The 25,791-nt window shown below is 44.7% G+C and carries 20 protein-coding genes and 2 pseudogenes; 6 read left to right on the forward strand and 16 right to left on the reverse strand.

Annotated elements, in window-relative coordinates:
• Positions 1 to 105: 105 nt before the first annotated feature.
• Positions 106 to 2,259, forward strand: a complete 2,154-nt coding sequence (locus CXF88_RS19600; RefSeq protein ID WP_101088466.1) for a pyridoxamine 5'-phosphate oxidase family protein — start codon at positions 106 to 108, stop codon at positions 2,257 to 2,259.
• Between the two features lie 277 nt (positions 2,260 to 2,536).
• Here the strand turns inward: CXF88_RS19600 and CXF88_RS19605 are convergent, their stop codons facing one another.
• Complete coding sequence (locus CXF88_RS19605) at positions 2,537 to 3,073, reverse strand: peroxiredoxin-like family protein (RefSeq protein WP_101088467.1); 537 nt, start codon at positions 3,071 to 3,073, stop codon at positions 2,537 to 2,539.
• Positions 3,074 to 3,289: 216 nt separating this feature from the next.
• Here CXF88_RS19605 and CXF88_RS19610 point away from each other — a divergent pair, with 216 nt between their 5' ends.
• Complete coding sequence (locus CXF88_RS19610; protein WP_101088468.1) at positions 3,290 to 3,898, forward strand: TetR/AcrR family transcriptional regulator; 609 nt, start codon at positions 3,290 to 3,292, stop codon at positions 3,896 to 3,898.
• Between the two features lie 510 nt (positions 3,899 to 4,408).
• Here the strand turns inward: CXF88_RS19610 and CXF88_RS19615 are convergent.
• Positions 4,409 to 5,194, reverse strand: a complete 786-nt coding sequence (locus CXF88_RS19615; protein WP_101088494.1) for a PRC-barrel domain-containing protein — start codon at positions 5,192 to 5,194, stop codon at positions 4,409 to 4,411.
• A gap of 173 nt (positions 5,195 to 5,367) precedes the next feature.
• On the opposite strand from CXF88_RS19615, the gene CXF88_RS19620 reads away from it, so the two are divergent.
• Both CXF88_RS19620 and CXF88_RS19625 read left to right on the forward strand, forming a co-directional pair.
• Complete coding sequence (locus CXF88_RS19620; protein ID WP_101088469.1) at positions 5,368 to 5,553, forward strand: hypothetical protein; 186 nt, start codon at positions 5,368 to 5,370, stop codon at positions 5,551 to 5,553.
• A gap of 596 nt (positions 5,554 to 6,149) precedes the next feature.
• On the forward strand, positions 6,150 to 6,848 hold the full coding sequence (locus CXF88_RS19625; protein ID WP_101088470.1) for a Crp/Fnr family transcriptional regulator: 699 nt from the start codon (positions 6,150 to 6,152) through the stop codon (positions 6,846 to 6,848).
• Positions 6,849 to 7,304: 456 nt separating this feature from the next.
• On the opposite strand, the gene CXF88_RS19630 is transcribed toward CXF88_RS19625, so the two are convergent.
• Positions 7,305 to 8,687, reverse strand: a complete 1,383-nt coding sequence (locus CXF88_RS19630) for an NAD-dependent succinate-semialdehyde dehydrogenase (protein ID WP_101088471.1) — start codon at positions 8,685 to 8,687, stop codon at positions 7,305 to 7,307.
• Between the two features lie 81 nt (positions 8,688 to 8,768).
• Entirely contained in the window at positions 8,769 to 9,857 is a 1,089-nt protein-coding gene (locus tag CXF88_RS19635) for an alkene reductase (RefSeq protein WP_101088472.1), read from the reverse strand.
• 353 nt (positions 9,858 to 10,210) lie between these two features.
• Here CXF88_RS19635 and CXF88_RS19640 point away from each other — a divergent pair, with 353 nt between their 5' ends.
• Complete coding sequence (locus CXF88_RS19640; RefSeq protein WP_101088473.1) at positions 10,211 to 10,777, forward strand: hypothetical protein; 567 nt, start codon at positions 10,211 to 10,213, stop codon at positions 10,775 to 10,777.
• A gap of 517 nt (positions 10,778 to 11,294) precedes the next feature.
• Here CXF88_RS19640 and CXF88_RS19645 read toward each other — a convergent pair.
• The 12 genes and pseudogenes from CXF88_RS19645 to CXF88_RS19700 all read right to left on the reverse strand — a co-directional run bounded on the left by CXF88_RS19645 (position 11,295) and on the right by CXF88_RS19700 (position 25,342).
• Entirely contained in the window at positions 11,295 to 12,647 is a 1,353-nt protein-coding gene (locus CXF88_RS19645) for a DUF2254 domain-containing protein (RefSeq protein WP_101088474.1), read from the reverse strand.
• Between the two features lie 50 nt (positions 12,648 to 12,697).
• Positions 12,698 to 12,952 (reverse strand): GlsB/YeaQ/YmgE family stress response membrane protein, encoded by a 255-nt coding sequence (locus CXF88_RS19650; protein ID WP_101088475.1) that lies wholly within the window; start codon positions 12,950 to 12,952, stop codon positions 12,698 to 12,700.
• A gap of 55 nt (positions 12,953 to 13,007) precedes the next feature.
• Positions 13,008 to 13,295 (reverse strand): coiled coil domain-containing protein, encoded by a 288-nt coding sequence (locus CXF88_RS19655; RefSeq protein ID WP_101088476.1) that lies wholly within the window; start codon positions 13,293 to 13,295, stop codon positions 13,008 to 13,010.
• Positions 13,296 to 13,404: 109 nt separating this feature from the next.
• Entirely contained in the window at positions 13,405 to 15,048 is a 1,644-nt protein-coding gene (locus CXF88_RS19660) for an FAD-dependent oxidoreductase (RefSeq protein WP_101088477.1), read from the reverse strand.
• Positions 15,049 to 15,152: 104 nt separating this feature from the next.
• Positions 15,153 to 16,502, reverse strand: a pseudogene (locus CXF88_RS19665) (APC family permease).
• Positions 16,503 to 16,547: 45 nt separating this feature from the next.
• Complete coding sequence (locus tag CXF88_RS19670; RefSeq protein ID WP_242445210.1) at positions 16,548 to 16,688, reverse strand: PRC-barrel domain-containing protein; 141 nt, start codon at positions 16,686 to 16,688, stop codon at positions 16,548 to 16,550.
• Between the two features lie 389 nt (positions 16,689 to 17,077).
• Positions 17,078 to 17,512: an OsmC family peroxiredoxin gene (locus CXF88_RS19675; protein WP_101088478.1), complete on the reverse strand. Its 435-nt coding sequence runs from the start codon at positions 17,510 to 17,512 to the stop codon at positions 17,078 to 17,080.
• Positions 17,513 to 17,866: 354 nt separating this feature from the next.
• Complete coding sequence (locus CXF88_RS19680) at positions 17,867 to 18,526, reverse strand: DsbA family protein (RefSeq protein WP_101088479.1); 660 nt, start codon at positions 18,524 to 18,526, stop codon at positions 17,867 to 17,869.
• Positions 18,527 to 19,514: 988 nt separating this feature from the next.
• Positions 19,515 to 22,085, reverse strand: coding sequence for an excinuclease ABC subunit UvrA (locus CXF88_RS19685; RefSeq protein ID WP_101088480.1), 2,571 nt, complete (start codon positions 22,083 to 22,085; stop codon positions 19,515 to 19,517).
• A gap of 928 nt (positions 22,086 to 23,013) precedes the next feature.
• On the reverse strand, positions 23,014 to 23,769 hold the full coding sequence (locus CXF88_RS19690) for a hypothetical protein (RefSeq protein WP_101088481.1): 756 nt from the start codon (positions 23,767 to 23,769) through the stop codon (positions 23,014 to 23,016).
• Positions 23,770 to 24,225: 456 nt separating this feature from the next.
• Positions 24,226 to 24,450, reverse strand: a pseudogene (locus CXF88_RS19695) (transposase); the annotation flags it as partial.
• Between the two features lie 328 nt (positions 24,451 to 24,778).
• Entirely contained in the window at positions 24,779 to 25,342 is a 564-nt protein-coding gene (locus tag CXF88_RS19700) for a hypothetical protein (RefSeq protein ID WP_101088482.1), read from the reverse strand.
• A 257-nt stretch (positions 25,343 to 25,599) separates the two neighbouring features.
• On the opposite strand from CXF88_RS19700, the gene CXF88_RS22025 reads away from it, so the two are divergent.
• On the forward strand, positions 25,600 to 25,791 hold a 192-nt coding region (locus tag CXF88_RS22025; protein WP_206780910.1), incomplete at its 3' end, for a hypothetical protein.

Genomic DNA, 25,791 nt, shown 5'->3' on the forward strand with positions numbered 1-25,791 from the left:
ATCCACTGCGGATTTTTGGTACCGATGAGTTTGTGAGCCAGTCGTAGGGCCTGTTGATTTATTCAATATCCAGTGCCACCGAAATCCCGCTAAGAGATGCCTATTATGCAAAACCAAACTCGCGATAAGACCCATCAAAAATCAGCTTTATCGCCATTTCATCCTGGTGAACAGAACATTCAGGATCGTGTTGGTAAACGCGCTGTGATGGAGAGTTTTGGACAACGCGCAATACGTCCATACATTCCGGAACAACATCGTGAGTTTTATCAACAACTGCCGTTTATTGTTGCTGGCAGTGTTGACCAACAAGGTTGGCCTTGGGCATCGATACTTTCGGGATATCCAGGATTTATAACATCACCAGACTCAACAACATTAACGATTAATGCATCGGCAATAGCTGGAGACCCTATCGCGCCACAACTAAAAAATGATGGTAGTCCTTTAGGGTTACTTGGTATTGAAATGCACTCTCGTCGTCGTAATCGTGTAAATGGCCGGGTTCATAAAATCAGTCCTACTCATTTTTCAATATCTGTCGATCAATCTTTTGGCAATTGTCCGCAATATATACAAAGCCGCAGTATTCAATTTAATAAACAATCTCACGTCACTAATCCAGCCTCTAACATAGAAGAATTTACGGTATTGAGTCATGATGTTAGTAAGATAATCCGTGATGCTGATACCTTTTTTGTGTCCAGTTATGTGCCAGCTAAAGAACACCCAGAACATGAAGGTGTCGACATTTCACACCGTGGAGGACGGCCTGGTTTTGTGAAAGTAGACGGCAATACACTGACTATTCCTGATTATTCAGGCAACAATTTTTTTAACACTCTCGGTAACTTTTTGGTTAACCCTAAAGCAGGCTTGGTATTTATCGACTTTTCGACTGGTGACTTATTTATGTTAACCGGCACTGTCGAATTATTATGGGAAGACACTCCAGAAGTCAGCGCTTTTAAAGGTGCTGAACGAGCATGGCGTTTCACTCTCAGCCACGGAGTGACATTAAGGAATGCACTACCCTTTCGCGCATCGTTTACTGCGTATTCACCAAATACTTTAATGGCTGGTGATTGGGAACAAGCACATGCTTCACTGGCAGCTGAAGCCACAAGAGAATCTTGGTTATCTTATACAGTCAAACGTATTGAAAATGAGAGTAGTGTTATTCGTTCATTTTATTTAGAACCAAAAGACAACACCCCGTTAGTGTCTTCAAAAGCGGGGCAGTTTTTAACGGTGCGTCTTACCCCACCCAATGCAAACACAGCCGTGATAAGAACTTATACCGTATCATCAACACCAGACGACATGTATTACCGCATTTCAGTTAAACGAGAAGCTAATGGCACTATTTCGCAATGCTTACACGATAATGTGCGCATCGGCGATGTTATTGAAGCTAAAGCTCCTTCGGGTAATTTTTATATTGATGCAGCAGAAAAGCGCCCGGCCGTATTAATCGGCGCAGGCGTAGGGATTACGCCAATGATTGCGATGACCTCGCATATCCTAAATGAAGCTGAGCGTACCCGTCATTTAAGACCATTGACCATATTACACGCCGCTAAAACGACCCAACAACGCGCTTTTACACAAAACTTCCGTGATGCTGAAATAAAATCTAATGGTAAAATTCGATATTATTCAATTATCACTCAACCTAGTGAGCAGGAAAAAATAGGCATTGATTTTAATGCAATCGACCACATTACCGCCGATACACTTCGGCAAATATTAGCACTAGACGATTATGATTTTTACTTATGTGGTCCACCTGCGTTTATGCAAGCACTCTATGATGAAATACGCAGTTTAGGAGTACGTGATGCACGTATTTTTGCCGAAGCGTTCGGGCCTGCGGCACTTATTCGCCAAATCGATAATGAATCAATGTTACTTGAAGAAAAAATGTTACTTGAAGCAAAAAAGTCACTTGCAGCAGAAAACGAAGCCGATGAAGCCGTCATCAAATTTGTTAAGTCTGGTTTTGAACAAAGATGGAACGCAAATGATGCGACACTTTTAGAAACAGCAGAAAACCATGGGCTCACGCCTAACTTCAGTTGCCGTAACGGAACTTGCGGCACGTGCGCAGTAAGACTGCTAAAAGGATCAATCACTTATCGAACTAAGCCAGTGGTCACTCCAACCGAAGGTGAGGTATTGCTTTGTTGTGCGGTTCCTAAAAAACAATCATCACACAGCAATTTAAATGAAATAAGCATCGTCGAAATCGATTTATAAGCGTTGTAACACATAACGATACCGCCATTGATGAATGAACGTTATGAAAATAAAACCACAACGGCCTGCTTTCACCGCAGTATCCACTTGCCAAAAGATAGCACGCCATAATATACCGCTACAGCAACGGTATTATGGTGTGCTTCTGGTATTTGATTTCATTTGCTCACCTAAAGTCATGTACGAGGCAATAATATTACCTCTATTTAGGTGGCTAAAATACCATGTCACTACACAATTAGTTGCCGTACTTCTTCATGTAGAGGGCCATGATTTTTTATTTGTAGGTTCCTCTTATTGGGTAATTGTTTTGTGGATTACGGATAAAACCTAAACCCATAATCATTGACTTCAGCTCTGGGCGAGAGAAAGGAACATTCGATATATCAATAATTTGTGCCTGTTTTTTATCATTAATAATAAACAATCCGGGTTCGGCAAAAGGTCGGTCAGTTTCTTCCGGCGAGCGAGGATTTGAAATATACACCCCGATTTGTTGCATTTGTTCAATACTTAAGCCGTACGCCACATCAAATAAAGGCTTAACCAGCTCCATTTGAGCCATCGCTTTTTCTATGGGATCGGCGGATACAGCTACAACATCAACACCTAACTTCTTGAATTCAGGCAACAGCTCGTTCAACGTCGATAGATATTGAGTACAAATGGGACAGTGCTTACCCCGATAAACAACCACCATACGCCAATCGCAGCCCTCTGCCGGAACAGCCGTAAGATTAATTTCACCACCACCAAGCAGCGCTAGAGTGATGTCTGGAAAGGTTTGTCCTGCTACTAATTTAGATGAGTTCATGTTTATTCCAATGTTTTGTAGTGAATATTATAAAAACAAAATAATGCCAAGGTGTCAATATTTCATAGTGATCGTTACAAAATTATATTGCCAATATAGACAACTTCCTAGAGCATAATCATTACCTTACCGAGGTTAATGGGTTTTAATTAATTGAATTATGTATCATTTGATACTAAAATAAATCATTAAATCCACAGCGTTGAGGTATCCGATATGATTCAAAATAAGGCTGGTAGGCCACGCGCTTTTGATCGTAGCGAAGCGCTTTTGTCCGCCATGCATGTTTTCTGGAAACAAGGATATGATGCCGCCTCCATTAAAGATTTAACCCAAGCAATGGGTATTAACAGCCCTAGCCTTTACTCGGTTTTTGGTGACAAACGTAAACTCTATTTAGAAGCTATAAACTGCTACGCCACAATTGATGCATGCGCACCATTAGTAGCCTTTGAAACAGAACCCGATATTAACCAAGCTGTCCGCTCGTTCATGATTGCAGTGATTGATTACAGTACTGCAAATGGTAGCGGCGCAAAAGGCTGCTTTCTCAGTTCCAGCGTTGCCACAAGTGCTGGCGAGGTCGAGGGAGCACAAGAACTATTACAAAGAGCAGTATTAGATACCGATGCGCGATTATCGCGACGCTTTGAGCTAGAAAAAGCAAGAGGTGTTTTACCTGCCAATTTTCCATCATTAGCACGTGCAAAGCTTATGTTTGATATTCGACAGGGCTATGTATTTCGTGCCCGCGCGGGATTCGAATCAGAAAGTATGAAACAAGATGTCGAGTATAGAGTGCACATGATATTAGCAAGCCCTTGACTGTATCAAAACAAAATTGCCAGCCAATTTTAAGCAACAACCTAATCCAAAGCGCCTGCATGAGTGTTTATCTTTCATTCATTAAAGTAAATCCAGCCACCATTTAAGCTTCATCGAAACGCTTAATTTAGTCGACACGTTTGAAGAGTATTTAAAGGTCTGTGTGTCTCAGGCCCGCGAGGTTCTTGTGTAATGGTCTAATGAATCTGATGGGAGTCTTTCATCAACACAAAAAAGCTTCATCATGTCTGATAAAGTTTTATCGTTAAATGTTGAAAACAGATAGCTTGTTTTTATAATGGGTACCCCTTGGGTTCAAAGTCATCGTCTTAAATATTAAATTAGTCTACTATTTTCAATTGATTGCAGCAATTTCAAGAAGAAAAAACTGCAATGACTAACTGATATTGACTATATTTTCATATTGAAATAGATAATTTACTCCAAGAACACTTTTTAAACAAACAACCTAAACACGACAGCCAAACACCTCATAGAGAGGTAATAATGTTATCCATCATTATGGCCATAATGAGTATGCAGATTTTGCTCATGTTCAAGATCGAAAGGCACTGATGGATCGTATGTGGGAGCATCTTTCACTTGCTGCTGCGTCATATCAACATAAATTTTAGAGGTAGGCCAACTCACCTCTTTAATCGATTTGGGCGCAATCAAAACCAGATGACCCAACCACCAATTACTGGTGTTAATAATCAAATAACGAATAGCCCAAGTGTCGATATCTATTAACATACCTTGCAAATGACCCAATTCACCGTCTATGGCATCAAGGTGATAACCCGCCACGGCATGACTGCTGCGTAGATGATGATCATTATCCCGTGATAGTGCTGCCTCAACATCTGCGGACATCTCTGGGTTATCTAAGTTATCTGGCTTTGGCGCGACACTATAATAACCAGGTGCCATCATGTTTGGACTGGGCTCACTTCCCCAAATACCAGTGTTACCCCAGTATTGTGAGTAACCATAATATTCCATATGATCGACCTCATGCTGCCTAGAGACTGGTTTCTCGCTATCGATGTCAGGGCTGTTTTTTACCTGCTCTCTTGAGATTGTGACAGCAAGCGTCTTTTGTTCCTGATTAAATTCTTTGATTGATATGGGTGAAAGCAATATTTTTTTGCTTGATAACCAAGAACCCGTTTCGACTACCAAATATCGGATCACCCAATGCTTGTCATCAAAATAAAAATCTTTGGTTAATCCAATATCGCCATCAGAGGCGTGAATAGATAAATTTTGTAAATCATTCAATGTATGTAACATGATGTATTTGCTCCAGATTAAAGATGGCAAACAATAAATCATTGCTTTCCTAATAGAGTGGATATCTATCAGCTTGCACCAAATTTTCTATTCAATCTGTTCGGTGTCGCACCGATGGAGCATGAATAATAGTTTAATCTGGAGTTATCTATAAACTTTTAAGGTGAACGAGCATGACTGACATAGAAAAATTAGAGTTAGCGGCCCATCGCAGCGATATCATCGAAGACGTCAACAATTTGATTAAGAAATATCGCGCTATTTTTGGATGGGATGTTCCCGATATCGATGAAAAAGTGGCAAACAGATTAATTTTGGATGAAGTTCGTCAGGCGCTTGATGATATTCAAAATGATTAAATTGTAAATATCAGTCAAAGCACTTCAACATGTGAGTTTAGGTCGACGAAAAATCAGATGTTAAATGCATCTTGCATCAGACTGCACATAAGCTTAAAGCACATAAACTTAACTAACTCCGGCGGCAAAAGCCGAATGTATAGCCACTAGAAAAATGGCTTTTGCAATCACTTTGCTGCTCAGCCCTTTTATGCCATCCATCTTCACAAAACTGCAGCCTTAGCAGCTGACTTGCGGCCTAAACGTAATCGCTGTAGGCCGTTGTTTAGTCTCTTTCCTATGAGCGAAACGCAGCTTTGCAAAGGTCTTTTTACTATCTCCCCCCCCCAACTAAATATCCTGTCGATGAGTATAAATACAACTCATAAATACAACTCAACATGCAATGCCTTTTGAACCAAAAATAATGGTTCCACTCGCCTGCTGTGATCGCAAATCACGCTAAACAAGGCATTTTAACCCTCTCGATTCAACAAACTCTGTTATATTGATAACAAGATCACTTAAATATTATGCAATATTGAATAAAATCAATAGCATAAGAAAGATCATGGCGAGTAGTGAATGTCTCACTTTAATATATTGAAAGGTTATCAATGATTGACCCAAATGAGAACGCATTACTTAAAGCATTACCTGAAGCGACAAAACAGCGCTTATTTCCACAGTTAAAGATAATAAAACTGCCCTTAGGTAAAGTTATTTATGAAGCTGGTCAAAACCTTGAAAATGTCTATTTCCCCATTGATAGTATTGTCTCTTTACTGAATGTTCTCGAAGATGGCGCATCGGCAGAAATATCTGTTGTCGGCAATGAAGGTTTAGTGGGTATTGCCGTGTTTATGGGGGGAGAAAGCACCATAAATCGCGCCATAGTTCAAAGCGCAGGCCGAGCCTATAAATTGTCCGCATCGATATTGTTCGATGAATTTAACGACAATCAAAACCTTCGCGAACTGTTGTTACGTTACACTCAAGCACTGATGGCACAAATGGCGCAAACGGCAATATGTAACAGGCACCATTCTATCGACCAGCAACTTTGTCGTTGGCTGCTGCTATCACTTGATAGACTGGCTAGCAACAATCTCACAATGACCCAAGAGTTGATCGCCAACATGTTAGGCGTCAGACGAGAAGGCGTAACTGAAGCCGCCGGTAAACTGCAAAAACTTGGGGTAATCAACTATAAGCGCGGTCAAATTACCGTGACCAACAGACAAAAACTCGAAACGCTGTGCTGCGAATGTTATGCCGTGGTAAAAACAGAAACCGATAGACTAGAAACCTATTAACTAATCATCTATTAACTAAATTATCTATTAACTAAATCATCTATTAACTAAATCATCTATGCCAAGCTACCCCTCATTGGTGGCTTGACATGGTATATTTGGCCATCTTGTCGTTTATAACAAATCATCCCAAACATTAAAAACAATAACGTCATGCCCTTTCTATATCCTCCCAAGCAAGATTAATCGGCTTCACAGCTAGACGCTTAAAGTGCTATGAATTAATTTCATTCAAACTCAGCATTGTTAAACCACAGCATCGTCAAACCATAGCATTGTCAAACCACAGCATTTTCAAACTACAGCCACCTAACCCATCGATTTAGTTAAACTCTCGATAACTATGTCGCTATCTTAGATAACTAAGCTCGTTCGCCATCTTATGCCGTTGCCATATAGGGTATTGCTTGTGAAATATTAATATTTTCAGTTTGCTAGCCCCTAGCTGTGCAACCGTTACACCGGTGCTGCCATCGAAATGGTGCGAACCAGCTTCTTATTAACGAACTGCTGAATGCCCATTTCGCCGAGTTCGCGGCCATAACCGGAATCTTTAACGCCGCCGAACGGAAGCGCGGCATCGGTCCAATCAATATTGTTGATGAACATCATACCGGTATCAATCTGACTGGCGACGCGTTTGCCACGAGCGGCATCTTCGGTAAACACAGATCCACCAAGTCCGAAGTCAGAATCGTTGGCAAGCGCTATGGCCGCGGCTTCGTCCTTGACCCGAAAAATCAACGCAACTGGGCCGAAGAACTCAGTGCGATAAGCAGGGTTGCCTGGCGCAATGTTGGTCAGTATCGTGGTCTGCATGAAAGAGCCCGGGCAGTCGATACGCTTGCCGCCCATTAACACCTTAGCACCATGGGCTACAGCATCATCGACCTGCTTCAAAATATTAACCAGAGCGGCTACTTGCGACATCGGTCCCTTGGTCGTTGTTTCGTCCATCGGATCGCCAGGTTGCTGAAGTTCAAGCGCGGTTTGAAACTTTTCGATGAATTTGTCAGCAATCGAATCGAGCACAATAAAGCGTTTAGCAGCACAGCAGGTTTGTCCCTGGTTGTACATACGGCCCCAAACAGCCCAGGGAATAGTGTTGTCGAGATCAGCGTCATCAAGCACGATAAAGGCATCACTGCCACCGAGCTCCATCGACGAGGGTTTGAGGTTTTGCCCTGCTCGGGCGGCAACGCTTCTGCCAGCGGCAAAACCACCTGTCAGTGCCACGCCCTTGACGCGCGGGTCGTCGATAATCTGGTTAGACTGTTGGTGCGAAACCAGCAGATTTGTGTACAACCCCTCAGGTGCGCCCGCATCAATCAACAACTGCTCAAAGGCAATAGCACATTGGGGTACATTGCTGGCATGTTTCACCACCAAAACATTGCCCGCCATCAGTTGCGGGCCTACGACACGAGCAAGTTGATAAAAGGGAAAGTTCCACGGCTCGACGCAGAAAATCACGCCTATCGGGCTGCTTTCCATATGGGCTTCGCCATGTTCCGGGTCAAGTTGCTCTGGAGCTAAAAACGCTTCTGCGTGGTCTGCATAATAGCTGAGGATTTTACCACTGAAATTGACTTCGCCACGGGCTTCATCAATTCGCTTGCCCATCTCCAGTGTTGCCAGCTTGGCATAGTCATCAGTATGCGCATGCAGAAGTTCTGCAGCCTTGGCCATAATAGCGGCGCGTTGCTTATAGCTGGTGTTTTTCCATGTCTGGTAACAGGCATGCGCAGTGGCAAGCTTGATCTCAAGCTGTGCATCACTGATTTCATCAAAGGTCTTCAATATTGTTCCGTTATTGGGATTAATGCTTTTGTAAGTCATAGTGAAATCCTGTTTCAATTTGGTCTTATGGACGCAGCAAGCTTCTACTGAATTGTGCTACCTCGGCGATAACTTTTGGCGTTAACGCTCTGGAGAAGTCGCGAGAGTTGGATAGTCGGTATAACCCTTGGCGCCAGGTACGTAAAAAGTCGCTTCGTCTGCCGTGTTGAGCGTTGCATCTTGGCGCATCCGAGCGACGAGATCAGGGTTAGCCAAAAACGGACGGCCAAAGGCTACCAGGTCGCCATATTTATCGCGTAACGCCTGTTCAGCGCTTTGATGATCAAACCCTCCAGACAGAATGAACAGACCATCGAAACCAGCGCGCAGCTTAAGCTTAAAGTCTGCGGGTACCGTTGGTGCCCCCATGGATGAATGATCAGCCAAGTGGATGTAGAGAAGCCCCTGTGAGGAAAGTGCCTTAGTCAATGCCAGGTACTGCGTCTCTATGTCGGGGAATGCGCCGGTGCCATTGAACACACCGTAAGGAGAGAGCCGGATACCAACCCGATCGTTGCCGATGGCTGCCACTGTCGCACGCACAATCTCCAGCGCGAGTCGGTTGCGGCCTTCAATGCTGCCGCCGTAACCGTCAGTGCGTAGGTTGATCAGCGGATTCAAAAACTGCTCGATTAAGTAGCCGTTGGCGCCGTGTATTTCGACACCGTCGAAACCTGCCTCCAGCGCGAGCTTCGCTGACGTCACATACTCATTTATCACATGAGCGATGTCGGCCTCGGTCATTTTGCGGGGCGTACTATGGGGCTGCATCCCTAGGGTGTCGGTATACATCTCGCCGGGACATGCCGCGGCATCTGGCCCGAGTATTTCGGCACCTGTTGGCAAGTTGTCGACATGCGCGACTCGACCGCAGTGCATCAACTGTAAGAAGATTTTACCGCCTTTGGCGTGTACCGCTGATGTGCTTGCCTTCCATGCATTCATCTGCGTGCTATCGAAAAGACCGGGGATGCGTGGGTAGCCCAGTCCGTTCGGGCTGGGCGAAGTGCCCTCGGTAATAATCAGTCCAGCCGTCGCACGTTGGCCGTAGTACGTTGCCATCAGCGCGTTAGGCGTGTGCTCAGGCGTAGCCCGACTGCGTGTTAACGGCGCCATTACCATGCGATTGGATAGCTGCAGCGAGCGGTTAGAAAACGTTTCGAAAAGCATAAGCTAGATATCCTGTTATGTATGATGAGGATGAATCCTGCCGAACCCGAGGAAAAGATCATTGCGGCAAGTCCTGAGAACTACAGCTTGCGCGCTGGCATTTAGCTGGTCTGTTCGTTAGAACACATACCCACAAATGATGCCTGCAGATCTAATAGGGTCATTGGCTGGCAGAAAGTTCGCTAGCGAACAGATGAAATGTCGTCAATCGCATATTGTATGTGTGATGCTTACTCGTCAGACATGAGAGCCAAGATGATTTATGAAGGAGTTTCACTGAATGCTGCGACTTCTGTATTTGGATCTGGCTTGGCCTGCTTGTTCGCACCCCTACTACTGAGCGGAGGAATACTATGCTAACCAGACCAATGATACCGACAACACTTTGGGGCTCAACATCCCGACGCGTTACTGAACTGACCCTACTTGCGATACTAACCCTATGTGGGCCGTCTGCTACTGCAGGCGATGGACCATGGCCGTCATTTACAGCGACGGCGCTTAGCGGCGAAAAAGTTGACAGTAACAAACTGATAGGTCAACCGACACTGCTCATACTTACGCCGTCTCGCAATGCCGCAATATCCACTCGGGAGTGGGTTAACACATTGCGCTCAGAGATAGATCATAGTAAATATCGGGTTCGCGACGTATTGGCTGTCAATTTACCCTTCTTTATGTCGGAAGAAGATGTCATTGGCCGAGCCAAAGAACAAGTGCCGCAGCGCTATCACGATCAAACCTGGATTCTCAACTCACAGATCATGGAAAGCGCGTTGGGTGTGCCCTCTGATAGCGAAGAGGCGGTCATTGTTGTTTTGGATAAGAACGGTAATCTGATATCGCAGGTTCATGGTAAAGTCACGGCGGCGCGGATGAGTGAAATCACCAATGCCTTGCAGAGCCTGACTAGTGACTAACCGCCTCCGTCGCCGTCCATTATCACTGTAATATCGCTTTGCCAATATCATATTGGTCGGGCTTCTATGTATCGTTATCGAGTTTTGAAAGAATGTTTTGCGTTTGCGGATAGCAAAATTATACGAGTTATAGTGAACGATGAGATTAGAAATAGAGTGCGTTGGATCTATACCCAGGAAAAGCTAGCGAATTGGTCAACAAAAAAATGAATCTTGTATGCTAGGGTCTGTTGATCTTTGCTGGTTAAATTTTGTTCGAGATAAAAGCGTTTTAATCGAGGCGAGTGGATTGCTGCCTAGCAATCTAAACACTACTCGCTTAATGAAGATTTTCTCAACAAAGAGTAAAACGTTTTTAGCCGACCCCTTTGGGCAGCGTTTGTTGGTCATTTTTACTGCGTTATCGACTTTTTATGTAGAATAAAAAGTCTCTGCCTTGTACAAATGAGCAACAATTCGCTGCAAAACCAACCTTGAAAGATCAACAGCCCCAAGTATCCGTCTAATTTGCATAAAACTAATCTTTCCCAACTAATGCGCTCAATGCAAACTGACCGTCCAACGATTCACGCACCTTGGACAGTCGCATTTCGAGCCGCGCGCGATCATAACTAGATTCAAAGCAGCGAGCGGTCAACTCTGCAATCAACTGCAACTGTTGGTCAAGTGCTCTCAAGCGGCTCGGACAGATCGTTAAACTTCCGATGGTCTCGAAGGCACCGAGCATGCGTACCAGTATCGCAAGATTCTTTTCAGCGCTACTTCGAATCTGGTCGAAAGCATCGGCCAATAGACTATCAAAGCTCGGAACCATCGCCACCATTCGCAGAGTGTCTCCCTCATAATGGTACAATGGCGGAAATTGCCGACTGGCCAATCGAGCCATAATCGAGGTGAGATAATCCACGCACATCACTGCCGTTGAAGTGTCGTTAACCCCGGGGGACAGCGCTTTTATGGCCATATCCACAATCTGTCGAATACCGAAAGTAGGATCCTGATCCACTGTGCGATGGCTACCAATACTGTAAGCTGTATTCAAAGCATCAATGAGTTTCTGCTCTGGCGGGTAAGTAAGAGCTAGCGACACCAGAGCCGTATCTTGGACAATGAACGAGCCGATGCCTTGCTCCATACGCACTATGGTTCTGTTGTCACTCGCCAAGCAAATTAATGTATTGTTGTTCACGCCTAAAACGTAACCACTGCGAGCTGCCGGCACGGGATACCAGACCCGCTCATCCAGAGACTTTAGTATCGGGTGTCGCATTTCATCTTCATCAAGTTCCTCATCCGGTTTTATCGGCAGCAACTTATCTATGGCAGCATTGGTTTCCTGAGCGACCGAAGCAATGATGCTTGATGCCTGGATAGACAAGGCAATATGATGAATAAAATAGATAAGGACCCCCACACCACCAAGCGACATCACAAAGGCAAAAAATACCGCAAGACTGGGCACAAATTCATCACCACCACCACTGCCACGAATGGTGCGTAAGACTATAAGACAATAAGCGAAAATGCTCGCAAAAACCCCCAGTGTTGCTTGCGTGACACTGTTACGCATGAAGTTCCTCAAAATGCGAGAGGTGTACTGGCCCGACGCAAGCACTAGGGCCAGCAGTGTCATGGAGAAGGTGATCCCCATTACAGTCATCATCGAACCAGCCAAGGTGGACAACATCTGGCGAGCGCCTTCTGCACCGACCCCAAACAGTCGTGGCCACTGAATTAGCCATTGGTTTAAACCGGCAGACTCTACTTCGATCAACACAACCGCTAAGGTCATACTGACAGCGACCATCAGTGAAGGCATGAACCAAAAGCTCGATTGCAGATTCCCCCAAAACTGTCTTAACTTAATCATGTGGCCACTCCTAATTTGAATTTTCAACATGTATCGTCGTGCTTAAGGAACTAGGCTTTCTTCTTAACCAAACTAATTATGAATAACAAAATAACAGCGCCTATAGTAGCCATAATGGTAGAGCCTAATAAACCGCCTGTTGATATGCCGAGTAAGCTAAATATAAAACCACCTACTACAGCACCAACAACTCCTACAATAATATTGCCTATGACACCAAATCCTCCGCCCTTTATTATGTTGCCTGCAAGCCACCCTGCCAAAGCGCCTATTCCCAAAAATATGAGTAAACTAATAATGTCCATGTTGCACTCCTGTGCTAATTTATAGTGCGCCTATTTGGCGCAATGACCATGCTGTTTATTTGAATCTGGAGGTAGCCGACTTCAGCGAATTGCCAAGCGAGTTCCACGCACCATCCATACCTGCCTTGAGCTCCTCCCATGCACCGTCACTCGATTCCTTAAGTTCGGTAAGTTTGCTGTTGGCCGATTTTTGCATCGTTCGCAGTTCCTCGATTTGTTTGTAGTACTCAATTTGTGCATCGGCCTCCGCGTGATCAGCTATGGCCTTGAGCTTATCGATCTCTGCGCTCCACTGGTCTAATTGTGCCTGTAGTTTTTTTTGGTAAGCTTCTTTCTTGTTCATGGTTAAACTCCTTTGTCGTTGTGAGACCTATTAGGGCCGATATTGATGTTATGGCACTTTTAATGTCGCTCATCCCTTCTGGATAGCGCTAAGATCAATCAAGATATGATCAGATCAAAAACCACAAAATAAGCAATAAAACGATACATAAAACCACAGAATCTAGAAGCTGCGGTGCTTTAATTAGATACAAGATGTCATCGATTTTCGATAACAATTTAATCCATCTGGGTCGATATTGATCCAATACGTTAACTCGTTTATCTATCGCTTTGGCCGCTCTTCTGCCACTTTCAACAGCACCTTCAATACTCCAGACTTGAGCCTGAGTCTTAGTGTGGGCTCCGGCCAAGAATAGATTAAACACTGGCGTTTTTTGAGATGGCATAAATGCTTGAGTGTTGGTGGTGTTTACCCACTTTGGCTGTAGCGGCGTTATTCCATCACGGGAAAAGTGCCATTCATGCCACACTTCAACTTTTTCAATTGTAAAATCTTTCAACTCTTTGCCGTCATTCGCTTGTTTAATCAATTGATTTAGTGCACCGCAACTCAAGATTTGAGCCTTCACTTCTTCGATAAATTCTTCTTTGGTGCAGAGATTGACGGGCTTATGGAATATCCTCCCAGGGAAGCCGCCAATACAAGACGTGCCAGTCCAAAGAGATTTGATGTTTTGCCCCAAATCCACATCCTTGTCCCAAACTTGTTCTTCGGCGAACACGGTCAAATTAAATTCTGAATCACTGATCACCGCTGCAGTCCGCTTTCGAGGAAGTTTGATTTCGTCTGAAAATGCTAACCGAAAAGAGACTTGAGTGTGTGGGCCGTCTTGAACAAGCGGTGTAAACAATTTTAATTCTTCTTGGCGCTCAAGCGCGGGAGTTTTACTTAAAATATCAACCATCAAGTAAGGATTGATGGCCACAACATAAATATCGCCTTTGATCTCCTCATCACCGACAAAAGCGGAGACTATTTTGCTGCCGTCGAACACTAATTTGGTGAGCGGTTTCTGCCAATAGAATTTCACGCCCTTGTGTTCAAGGTGTTTAACCCAAGGATTGAACCAGTATTCACTACTGGGCCCTTTTAGGAGCAGCCAACCGTCTCCGGCACCTTGCTGCCATGCGGGTCCATCTTGATCAGATTTATGCTGGTGCGCGGGCTTTGTCGTAAATTGCTTTCTAAAAAAATCCCCTGCGGTGTGCAGTGACACGTTGGACCAATCAGAGCCAATCCAAGGACCGAAACAAGAACGCCACGCGTTATAACTTTGCACGCTAAGCATAGGTTTCCAAGCTTGAGCCGCATTCACCTTGGCATATACCACATGGCTTCGATGATTTGAGGTCCAAGTCTTTAACATTAAATAGCACGCTCTGGTAAACTCCCAATTGCTCATGCCAAACATCTTGTTAATACTTTTAAATCCCTCATCGTAAAATTGCGCCTGACCAGCATCAGGGAATATGCCAAAATCAATGGGCCGAGACAGGGCCAAATCATAAACGCTGCCCTCTTCATTGAATGGAATTTTTTTCATCAAATCAAAAACATTATGGTACCAAGGTCCCATGCCGTGCCAAGAATACTCGGTCGGTATATTGTCGTGACTAAGGCGTGAACTTCTGAAGAATCCTCCCGGCTCATCAGCCGTTTCATAAACTGAAACAAGATACCCCAGTTCGGCCAGCTCATGTGCGGCGCTTAATCCGGCAATGCCAGCCCCAAATATAACGACAGATTTCATTATTTATCTCCATGATTAAAGTTCGTCCTAGTGAGTGAGCCCCTACACAGCTGCATTCAGGCTGTCTCGGGCAGTTAGCACTAAAAGGTCGTATTGGGTTATTTTCATCCGTGGTTGTGTTTTTTGGGCTCGATAGGGTTATGTCGTAAAAATAGGATCTCAACAAGCAGAATAACCAACATGACAACACCAGCGACACCTAACACCAATGGATCGCTGTTTATCTTGATCCAGACAAAACCGGCTAGAACGATCAAGTCAAGGATAATCGCGACCATAGGGAATGCGCGTTTAGCACCCACGTCGTCTCGCAGGTGACGTAAAACCCCCCAGTGGATCGCCATGTCCATAATCAAATAAAAGATGATACCCATGGCCGCAATCCGCGTCAGGTCAAAAAATATGGTCAACAGCAAACCTAAAATGACGGTATAAAACAGGGTGTGCTTTTGGATGCTACCGGGCATGCCAAAATGGCTGTGGGGAACGAGTTTCATATCCGTCAGCATTGCCAACATCCGCGAAACCGCAAATATACTGGCAATAACACCGCCTGCTGTTGCTATCATGGCCAAAACAACCGTAAACCAGACCGCGTATTCGCCCAGTGCAGGCTTTGCGGCTGCAGCCAACGAGTAATTTCTTGTTTCGATTATTTGCGCTAGTGATAAGTTACTTGCGACGCCAAAACCGACGAGCGTATAAATTACCACACAAAGACCGATGGAGATCATGATAGCTCAGCCCACATTTCTGTGAGGGTCAGTAAGCTCTGAACCACTATTGGTAATGGTGGTAAAGCCCTTAAAGGCCAAAATACCCAGCGCGGTTGCACCAATAAAACCAGCTATTGTTGCACCAGAAGTTGAGGCGTCTGGACTGACTGTTGAGAAATCGACTTCAACCGTGCCAGCTACCATTACGCCAACGATACCGAACAAAACGATACCGCCAATCTTAATAAAGCCGAGCACCGACGCGACACCTTCGATCATCTTGTTGGCGGATAAATTGATCAGAAACGCCACCAGCAATAATCCAGCACCCAGTGTTGGCACTAACACGCTGCTATCATCGATACCAAACAGCTGTAATGTATAAGTCCCAAAGGTACGCGCCAGAAAACTCTGGGCAATCACCATAGAAAAATACATCAACAGGGAATGAAAGGCGGTTGTCACCGTGCTGCCATAAGCTTTTTTTAGGTACATGGCAATCCCACCGGCGGAAGGATAAGCATTGGACAATTTTACGTAAGAGTATGCGCTGAATAACACAACCACCGCAGCCGAAAGAAAAGCCAGCGGGAAAAGACTTCCGGTCATCTGGGCCATCTGCCCCGTCAAGGCAAATATGCCAGCACCAATCATAACGCCGGTGCCAAGCGCAACCGCACCAACTAATGTCAGACTATCTTTTTGATAATGTGACTTTTTATCTTCATGGTCATGCATACGCCCTCCGTGATTTGTCTTTTATATAAGCAACTTTTTATCCTGCTATCCTAAAGTGCCTGTTTCAACAACGAGAAAGCGAACACACCAAGTTTCATCATCGAAATAAACGTCTTTGATATGACCAATGTTGCCATCTGTAGCACTGATGACATAGTCCTCTATATTGTTAACGGTACGTAACATAGGTATCGTCTCCTTCGAATGTTAAATGTACCAACATGAGAGCGATACAGAACGATTAAAAGGTAAAAGCGGCAACGCTGTCTGTACGCTATCAAACGTTGGTGTCATTTTCATGCGATTGACGAACCGCTCTGTGTCTATGTATCCGAGTTAGTTGCCAAATCAGGACTATTGATGAATGTGTTAACGCACGGACACCAGACCGAACGTTATTCACCGTAGAAGAACCGTCGGCAATCTTGCCGACGGTTAGAAAAATGCTGGAAGAGGATATGAATACAGTTATTAAACCTTCGTTTTAGCGTTCGGTCTGACTTTGGCGTTGCTGCCGTGTAGTTGCTGCTGTGTAGTTGCATAGCGCGGGCTGACAGCGTGTCTCAGGAGAAGACCTACTTCAGTGTCGCTTGCAGGGTAATATTCTCAACACCGGCAAGAGCCTTCGATACCGGGCAGTCACACTTTGCCGCAGCCGCAATCTCCTGAAATTTCGCCTCGTCGATGCCCGCAACCTCTGCGCTCATTGTCAACGCGATGCGGTCTATAACAAAACCTTCGCCTTGTTTAGCGAGACGAACGCTGGCCTTAGTGTCGATATTGGCGGTGGCAAACCCTGCCTTATCACAGGCGAATGAAAACGCCATCGTAAAACACGCGGCATGGGCTGCGGCTAGTATCTCTTCAGGGTTAGTGCCACTTCGGTCATCCTCGAAGCGACTACCGAAGCCGTAAGGATATTGCTTCAGTGCACCGGTCTCGGTACTTATTTTACCTTGGCCTTTCTTACCTTGACCTTGCCACTGGATAGTTGCTATTTTTTCAATCATGGTCTGTCTCCTAAATATCACATTTCTCAAGAAGGGTTTCATTTTTGACAGTAATGGTAATTATTCCCTTGTTATTAAAACATTTATAGCTTCTCTGATTACCATAAGCCGGTTGTCACAAACAGATGTAATCTGGTCAGTTTCGGCGCTAAGGATTGGGTAAACTGAGACGACTTATACTTTCAATGTATGTCAGTCTGGACTTGACCATAGGTATTCGTCTGTGCGATATCCAACAGATGTGACGGCTGCGAAGGCGCTAATCTGATTACGTAAAATAGCGCTGGGACGTTGCAGAACCTCATGTTCCAATCGAAGACATGCTTCTCAACTTCACCTCTGTACACTTTCGTTTCAGCACCAACTAGCCTCATCTGTTGGATGCTTCAAAAGCTCTTCAATATTGGCAAGAATTACGCCGAAACCTATGTTGCCATACAATGTTTGACGCCCACCATCAAGGACATATGAAGGACTACCGTTAATGCCTTGACTCTTTGATTTTTGATAATCACCCATTAAAGATGCCATAGCAGAGCCATCACCAATGCTGGTATTAATGGTGTTTAGGTCTAGTCCATTGGCGTTAACTAAATCACAGAGGACTTCAAGGTTGCCAATATCCAAGCCATCAACAAAAAATGCGGTTCGAAATGTTAGCGCCATATCGATACTTTTCTTTTTATCATAAGTAATCTCTACCGCTTTAAGCATCAAATGCGCATTGGCTGAAGTGGTGGGTCTAACTTGCGTCCATACTTTTGGGTTTATATAGGCATATTCAAAGGCAGATGCTGACTGTTGTATGTGCTCGGCAAAGCCAATAAACCCGCCTTTTGATTGCCATTGAGTGTTTATTTTTGTCGGTACATCACCAAAAACGTCAACGTAGTAACATTTAAGTTCGATTTTGTGTCCCAATTTTTTATTAAGTTCATCAACACGTTTCTGAGCAATCCAAGCCCAGACACAAAGAATGTCAGTGTAATAATCTATGATTAAGGTTTTATCCATTTGGCATGTCACTCCTTCATCTGAGGATCTTTAATCGCACGGTACGATAACGTCAGAACTTCAAATCATGTCATCAGCCAATCTGACTGTCTGTGCGACTGCGTACATACACTTATTTACAGGCATTTCTACGCCATTGTATGTACACAAGCGTGTAGATAAACGGCACAACTTTGTCATCTATTGAGCCATACTCAATAGATGACATAGTGCTGAAAAAGGAAGTGTTTTTGTCGCAACTGTCGATAAACTTGTTAGCAAGTTCAACCAAACAAATACTACTATGTTTGTCCTTATAGGCATCAATACTCGAAGTATCAACCGGCGTAAAACCAATGAGGCGGTAAACTGCAAACAAAGTGAGCGATGCCCTCGATGAGTGCGATGAGTGCGATGAGCAACGAAGTTAACGGGCGGAGAGCATAAAAAAGCCATTCAATGGCTTAATAAATCAGCGATTTCCCTAGCGGTAAAACGCCGTTTTATTGGTGTTTTCATAGCGATATAGGCTGCCGTAATCATAATTAATAGGTTGTGCCATGTTATCGTGATGTTATTACACCCAACCGTTCATGTAGATACATACAAGCTATGGTAAATTTACACTCACATTGCAATTGCTAGTATCTTTTTGTTTTATTGGGTAAACCTATCACGACCTATGACAGAGAAAAACTAAAATTGAAACCAAGGCATCATCTATGCGAAAGCAAATCGCACTCAGATAGCACGTGAACAGACCAATTTAAACACGTTTCCTGCGGATCTACAGTCGGTGTCTATTTTTATGTACGGATCGCCTGGGGCCGGCAAAAAAAAGCTTCAAAAACGTTTATTGACATGTTTGATGATACGGGAACTATTAGGCTGGCCCCAAATCAGCTAAGAGTCTTTTTTCAAAAGTACACAGGTGAAAATTCATGCCTATTTCAGAAAGCTGTCAGCTTTATTATTGCGCGACCCCTAGTTTGCCACGACAGGCAGTCGCTCAGGTGGTAGAGATGCACTGGGCCAAGTAAGGCGCCGTTCGGCTCTCCGGGTGGGCGGCCACAGCATGGGGCGTGCCAGCGACCACTATAGCGCCTCCCTTGTCACCGCCTTCAGGGCCGATGTCAATAACCCAGTCGGCGGCGGCAACCACGTCCATGTCGTGTTCGACCACGATCACGGTATTGCCGGCATCGACAAGCCGGTTGAGCTGGGCGAGCAGCAATAGCACGTCGGCAGGATGCAGCCCTGTTGTGGGCTCGTCGAGAATGTACAGCGTATGGCCGCGGCGTGCCCGCTGCAGCTCGGTCGCGAGCTTGATGCGTTGCGCCTCTCCTCCGGAAAGCTCGGTGGCGGGTTGGCCGAGTCGTAGGTAGCCGAGCCCCACCTCACTAAGGGTTTTAAGGCTGCGCAATGCCGAGGGTACATCGGCGAGAAACACCATTGCCGCATCCACTGTAAGCCCAAGCACCTCGGCTATATTCTTGTTACAGTATGTCACCTCGAGGGTCTCAGGGTTGTACCGCGTGCCACCGCAGTCGGGACAGGGCGAGTAACTGCCAGGTAAAAAAAGCAGACCGACCGCCACAAATCCCTCGCCAAGGCAGGTCTCGCAGCGGCCACCCGGCACGTTGAACGAGAACCGGCTAGCGCCGAACTTTCGGCTCCGAGCCTCGGGGGTCGCGGCGAATGTGGTGCGCACGGCATCGAACAGGCCTGTATATGTGGCGAGGTTGGACCGCGGTGTGCGACCGATTGGTTTCTGGTCAACGCGCACCAGTCGATCGATCAGATCCGCGCCGTTGATCGCTTCAACCGTGGTGATGTCGACGGGTTTAGGCTCGGGTTGTTCATCCTTATCCCCGGCCACCGAGGCTGTGGATGCGTTCCCGTCACTGGGATCCAGGTCAGGATGAAGGTGCAGGCCAACAGTCTCGGCAAGCACCTGGCTCACTAGAGTGGACTTGCCTGAGCCCGAGACACCCGTGACCGCGGTCAGTATGCCGAGCGGAAACTCAGCGTCGAGTCCGCGTAGGTTATGGCGGGTGATACCCGTCAGGCCAAGCCAACCGAGCGGTTGTCGCAGCTCGCGTGCAGCCGGGACTGGACGCTCGCTTGCAAAGAGAAATTTTCGCGTGATCGAGGCAGGTACATCTTTGAGTCCAGCCGTCGGTCCACTGTAGAGGACCACTCCGCCCTGCTCTCCCGCATGAGGGCCGACGTCGATGACCCAGTCGGCGCGGCGTACCACGTCCATATTGTGTTCCACGATAAAAACTGAGTTACCACTAGATTTGAGCTCGTCGAGTACGGCTAGGAGCGGCTCGGCATCGGCCGGGTGAAGCCCAGCGGAAGGCTCGTCGAGTACGTAGATTACGCCAAAAAGCCCAGAGCGCAGCTGGGTGGCTATGCGCAGCCGCTGCATTTCACCAGGAGAGAGCGTGGGTGTTGCGCGGCCTAGACTTAGGTATCCGAGGCCGAGATCGAGCAGCACGTCGAGGCGGCGAGTGAGATCCTTGGTGATAGTCGCACCCGGGGTATTGGCGGCCGCCGGACGGTCAAGCACGTGGCGGAGCTCGGTGAGCGACAAGCTGTTGAGCTCGGCTATGGTGCGGCCGTTAAAGGTAACGGCGAGTGCTTCGCTGCGCAGTCCGCTGCCCGCGCATATTAAGCATGGTCCAGATTCAACATATTTCAGTACACGGTTACGCACCGAAGCGCTTTTTGAATCGGCGAGCGTGTGCATCACATAACTCTGCGCGCTCCAGAACTTCCCCTTGTAAGGCCGGGGCCGTTCTCGCTCCGGCATGATGTCGACCACGGGTTGTTCCTCGGTGAACAAGATCCAATCGCGATCGGCGCGGGACAGCTGTTCCCAAGGTATGTCCACATCATGGCCGAGCGCAGTGAGGATGTCGCGCAAGTTCTTACCCTGCCACGCCCCAGGCCAAGCCGTAACGGCGCCTTCGCGAATGCTCAGTGAAGGGTCGAGCACCAGCGATGCCTCGGTGACTGTGTGCGCGGTTCCGAGTCCCTGGCATTTAGGGCAAGCGCCCATGGCGGTATTGGGTGAAAAGGAGTCCGACTCGAGGCGCAAAGCCCCATCAGGGTAAATACCTGTACGGGAATAAAGCATCCGCAGAGAATTCGAGAGGGTGGTGACGGTGCCTACACTTGAGCGTGAGTTGGGTGTACCTCGGCGCTGTTGGAGAGCGACGGCTGGCGGCAATCCAGTAATTTCGTCCACCTGAGGCGTATGACCTTGCTGGATCAGACGCCGGGCGTACGGCGCGACGGACTCGAAGAAACGTCGCTGGGCCTCAGCGAAAATGGTGCCAAAAGCGAGCGAGGATTTGCCAGAGCCGGACACCCCTGTGAAAGCAACTATCGAGTCCCGGGGTAGATCCACGTCGACGTTCTGCAGGTTATTTTCTCGGGCGCCGCGCACGCGCACAAACCCCGCGGATATGGAGTGCGAAACTGATGTTGGTGTTGGTGTTGGTGTTGGGGTGTGGCTACTGAAAGTGTCAACTGGCAAATCAAGGCTGCCACTATTCTTTGCTTTATTCATGCTAAAAGACCCCTTAGGTTAATTCTTGTCTAGATGTGCAGGATATGATGGGACGTGCAGAATATGATTGCTTCTACTGGCATTAATGCGGAATTCTCAGCCTATGTTGCCATTTATTTCATGGCACAATAATAACAATAATCAAGCCATAAATGGCCTAGTTTACTCAGTCAGGATGAACAGAGTTCATGGTATGTTCTTAACCAAGAGCTTAAGATCACTATCTCCATCAAAATATTCCAATTAAAATATGCTACCCGTTTTTAAGGTAACACATAACGCCTTTCGTTTTTGAGTTGCCAACACCTGCTATGATTTTCTTAACGTACAGATTCAACCGAGTGATTTGAAAAATGTTTACTCAATAGCCACAAAATGACTCATTAGTTAAAACCAAGGCAACAGAAAAGCTTGATATCAATCAAGTAGAAAATGGTTTGGTGGGATTAACACGTGATTGTATACGCACACAACCCGCGCTGGCAATTTTACAACGCCTTGTCGTCGTTTTCGGTCTAAATGCTGGTAATGTCTTTTAATATGGGCAAAGCCCCCTACTTCTTCTTTGAATAAGGCGCCAAGCTCTATTATGATTTTTAAGCAGTAATATTCAATCTATTAAAAATAAATGGCGCCATGGTTATCCGCCAGTATTTCGGGTTATCAGCATCAACTCTAATTACTACATCTAGAAATAATTGACTATGCCAGCCATTTTCAAGATAACAACATAGATGGATGACCATGTTTATAACAAACAAGAATTAGTGGGTTTAAAGTCCTATCTATTTATTTATTCAATATGGCAAAGATATAGCAATCTTAAAACTATTAGTCTTGGATTTAAATATTTATAGAATAGATTTTCAATAAATTATTTTTTATGAATTATCAAATTTTTTAACATCGTTTATATATTTAATTCCTATCAATTAATAAGGTCAGATAACAAACGATTATGCCGAGCTTGCTCTATGCCTTCTTTAACTTCATTTAATTCAAAATATTTAATACTTTTTTGTTGGATCATTCTAACAGGCTTCCAGTCCCCACCTTTTACAACTATTCCATTTATCCCTAAAAAAGACATAGCATCTAGGCTATAGCTCCAAAAATCGACATTATCTGTATAAAATCTATCCTCTTTGATTTGACCATACATAGTAATTAGAGGGTTAATGTTCAGAGATTTATAAAAGGCACATTCAGATTTAATTATCGATTCAAAAATCAGCAATTCATCTTTAGGTAATCTGCTGAAATCACAATTTTTAGAAAATGATAATACTGTTCTAATATTTCTCGCATCTATAGGTGTTTTTTTGAACTGAAAAGCCCCACCATGCCACCCAACCACTGATTTTTTATTAAGATACTTAATCTTGCCAGCGGGGAAAATATAGTTGGCACATGAAGATAAACAGTATCTATCAACTTCGATGTCTAAATCATGGTTGATAATCCACTTAGCGAATTTCATAGCAATGCCGGACTCGCCACCGGGACTATTAAAAATTAATTTGCTAACCTCTGGTGTGTAAAGCTTCCTAACCGTATTGAAACCTTCATTATCAATATGATAATTATAATAAATAATTTGGTCTTCTTTATAGATTGGAAGTTGTTCAGCACCAACTGTGTCACAAAAAAAATAAACAATTATAACTATGAAAAATCTAGTCATAGACAATCCTTTGTCAAAAATAATTCACAAATGAGTTTATAAAAACTGTAGATGTTTTGTTTTCTCATTAATCTCACACGATCAGAAAGCGAAACATCCACCATTGCGCTCCCCCTGTAGCTTATTTGCTGCGTGCTGCAGCGAATTTACGATTAAATATCTGCTTTGGCAACGTTTAAGACAATTGTATACAGTAAAACCAAGCCACCCATCAGTAAAACCAAGCCACCCATCAGTAAAACCAAGCCACCCATTATTTGAACAAGTAACATAGCTCGTTTTCATTTCTTTGGCGATAGCTCTGCTCGATGTACTCAACTAATCAATTTCAATCAACATGGTTAAAAAAATAGCGTTATATGATCGATTTATCAGTCATCTACGCAATTCAGCACAGCAGAAAATTTCGATATCAATCAAGGATAAGGAGAATTGTGGTTTTTGAGGAATTAATGCTTAAGCACACAGCCAGCGCTGAAAATTTGCAGCGCCTTGTCGTCGTTTTCGGTCTAAATGTTCACAATATTCAGTTAATGCGGGTAATGCTCCGACAGCGCCTTTAAATAATGCACCAAACTCTGTAGTGATTTTAAGCCAATTCTCTGCGGGGATGTTTAGCCTATTAAGTATGTCCAGGCTGCTTGAACTAATGGATCCACGCTTATCTTCTCGAATCAGTTGAAGTGGATGACCATGTTTTAATTTCGAAGACTTTGTTGAATCTTGCGGAGGGATAGCTTGCTTGTAATAAAGAGGAACCCGTGGGTTCAAAGTCCTATCTTTCGCCAAATAAAAAGGCCCGCTATAAATAGCGGGCCTTTTTATTGAATGTGGCGGAGGGATAGGGATTTGAACCCAAGAAACCAAACACAAAATAAAACTAAAATTCATTATAATCAATTACTAATCGAAAAATCACATCTCAGAAAGTGAACATTCGTAGTTGATATATGACATTTAAATATTTATATAATCTTTTGTCAAGAAATCCATAGTCTCTTGTTATGTTTCACTTCCACGCATTGTTGTCAGATGAAACGAATGTATTGAACAATGACTCATATTCCCAACCATCACTAGCTAAAACCGTACAATCAGAATTTTGCATACAAGAATGTAGCAAGCCAATTGGATCTGATATGTTGGGAAGAGCCAGTTTGCTTTTTAGTATGGACTTAGCTTCATTATAATCAGGGTAATCTTCATTGAACTCAGAAACCATAAAATATGCTGTTTTCCTCATTTCAGATAATTGACCACCACCTGAAAATTTAAGCAAGTCAAACCAATATGGAATTTCGATGATCATAGACAAAAATTCGGAAAGGTTGTTTGCAAGTTTTCCCGCTTGTCCTTCAGATGAAATAAACAGTATAGGTTTGTTTTCAGTTTCTCCTTCACCATAAGCAATATAAAAACCACCAGAACCTTCTCCAGCAAGAACTTCTTTATGATAATTTGGAGTTAATTTTAACCAGTCTATATTTTTATCTATATTTGATAATTCAAAGTCCAGATAATCACCTAAGTAATTCAAGACTTCGTTATCAAAAAGATCTGAATATTTGAGCATACTCGAAGATTCCGTGTGAAACATAACACTGAGCGCACCGACGGCCTGACAAGGCCGTCAGAGTGACGCGGCTTGTTACATGCTGATGCCATAATGGCTGCTCAGCCGGTTAATTTGATCTTGGTGTTGGTTTAGGAATGGGCTTATCAACATTGCTTCTTTGCCACCATTCCTTAGAGTGCCAACGACTTCAGTTGGATCGCTATACTTACGCAGAAACGGCAGACCACGCTCGTTAAAGTATTCATAAAGTTCGAATGCAGATGATTTGGCCGACTGCTTTTTCGATACGGAAAATCGGCACTGTCCCGTGCCTTCAATATTTCCCAACTCTGCACCAACAATACAAAGTCGTTCCTACCTGCTTTGAACTCTACGGCAACGTCGGCCACTGCATCGAAATCTTCCAGGTGATTGATGCAACTTATATGGAGACAATGAAAAACGAA

Source organism: Shewanella sp. ALD9 (genome assembly GCF_002836315.1).
In the GTDB taxonomy this organism is placed as follows: Bacteria; Pseudomonadota; Gammaproteobacteria; order Enterobacterales; family Shewanellaceae; genus Shewanella.

Bases quoted from the DNA above. Each gene is read 5' to 3' on its own strand.
- CXF88_RS19615 (WP_101088494.1), bottom strand. From the start codon at position 5,194: ATGTTACATACATTGAATGATTTACAAAATTTATCTATTCACGCCTCT.
- CXF88_RS19690 (WP_101088481.1), bottom strand. From the start codon at position 23,769: ATGACTAGATTTTTCATAGTTATAATTGTTTATTTTTTTTGTGACACA.
- CXF88_RS19680 (WP_101088479.1), bottom strand. From the start codon at position 18,526: ATGGATAAAACCTTAATCATAGATTATTACACTGACATTCTTTGTGTC.
- CXF88_RS19620 (WP_101088469.1), top strand. From the start codon at position 5,368: ATGACTGACATAGAAAAATTAGAGTTAGCGGCCCATCGCAGCGATATC.
- CXF88_RS19640 (WP_101088473.1), top strand. From the start codon at position 10,211: ATGCTAACCAGACCAATGATACCGACAACACTTTGGGGCTCAACATCC.
- CXF88_RS19630 (WP_101088471.1), bottom strand. From the start codon at position 8,687: ATGACTTACAAAAGCATTAATCCCAATAACGGAACAATATTGAAGACC.
- CXF88_RS19635 (WP_101088472.1), bottom strand. From the start codon at position 9,857: ATGCTTTTCGAAACGTTTTCTAACCGCTCGCTGCAGCTATCCAATCGC.
- CXF88_RS19610 (WP_101088468.1), top strand. From the start codon at position 3,290: ATGATTCAAAATAAGGCTGGTAGGCCACGCGCTTTTGATCGTAGCGAA.
- CXF88_RS19660 (WP_101088477.1), bottom strand. From the start codon at position 15,048: ATGAAATCTGTCGTTATATTTGGGGCTGGCATTGCCGGATTAAGCGCC.
- CXF88_RS19655 (WP_101088476.1), bottom strand. From the start codon at position 13,295: ATGAACAAGAAAGAAGCTTACCAAAAAAAACTACAGGCACAATTAGAC.
- CXF88_RS19645 (WP_101088474.1), bottom strand. From the start codon at position 12,647: ATGATTAAGTTAAGACAGTTTTGGGGGAATCTGCAATCGAGCTTTTGG.
- CXF88_RS19670 (WP_242445210.1), bottom strand. From the start codon at position 16,688: ATGTTACGTACCGTTAACAATATAGAGGACTATGTCATCAGTGCTACA.
- CXF88_RS19650 (WP_101088475.1), bottom strand. From the start codon at position 12,952: ATGGACATTATTAGTTTACTCATATTTTTGGGAATAGGCGCTTTGGCA.
- CXF88_RS19685 (WP_101088480.1), bottom strand. From the start codon at position 22,085: ATGAATAAAGCAAAGAATAGTGGCAGCCTTGATTTGCCAGTTGACACT.
- CXF88_RS19605 (WP_101088467.1), bottom strand. From the start codon at position 3,073: ATGAACTCATCTAAATTAGTAGCAGGACAAACCTTTCCAGACATCACT.
- CXF88_RS19700 (WP_101088482.1), bottom strand. From the start codon at position 25,342: ATGCTCAAATATTCAGATCTTTTTGATAACGAAGTCTTGAATTACTTA.
- CXF88_RS19600 (WP_101088466.1), top strand. From the start codon at position 106: ATGCAAAACCAAACTCGCGATAAGACCCATCAAAAATCAGCTTTATCG.
- CXF88_RS19675 (WP_101088478.1), bottom strand. From the start codon at position 17,512: ATGATTGAAAAAATAGCAACTATCCAGTGGCAAGGTCAAGGTAAGAAA.
- CXF88_RS19625 (WP_101088470.1), top strand. From the start codon at position 6,150: ATGATTGACCCAAATGAGAACGCATTACTTAAAGCATTACCTGAAGCG.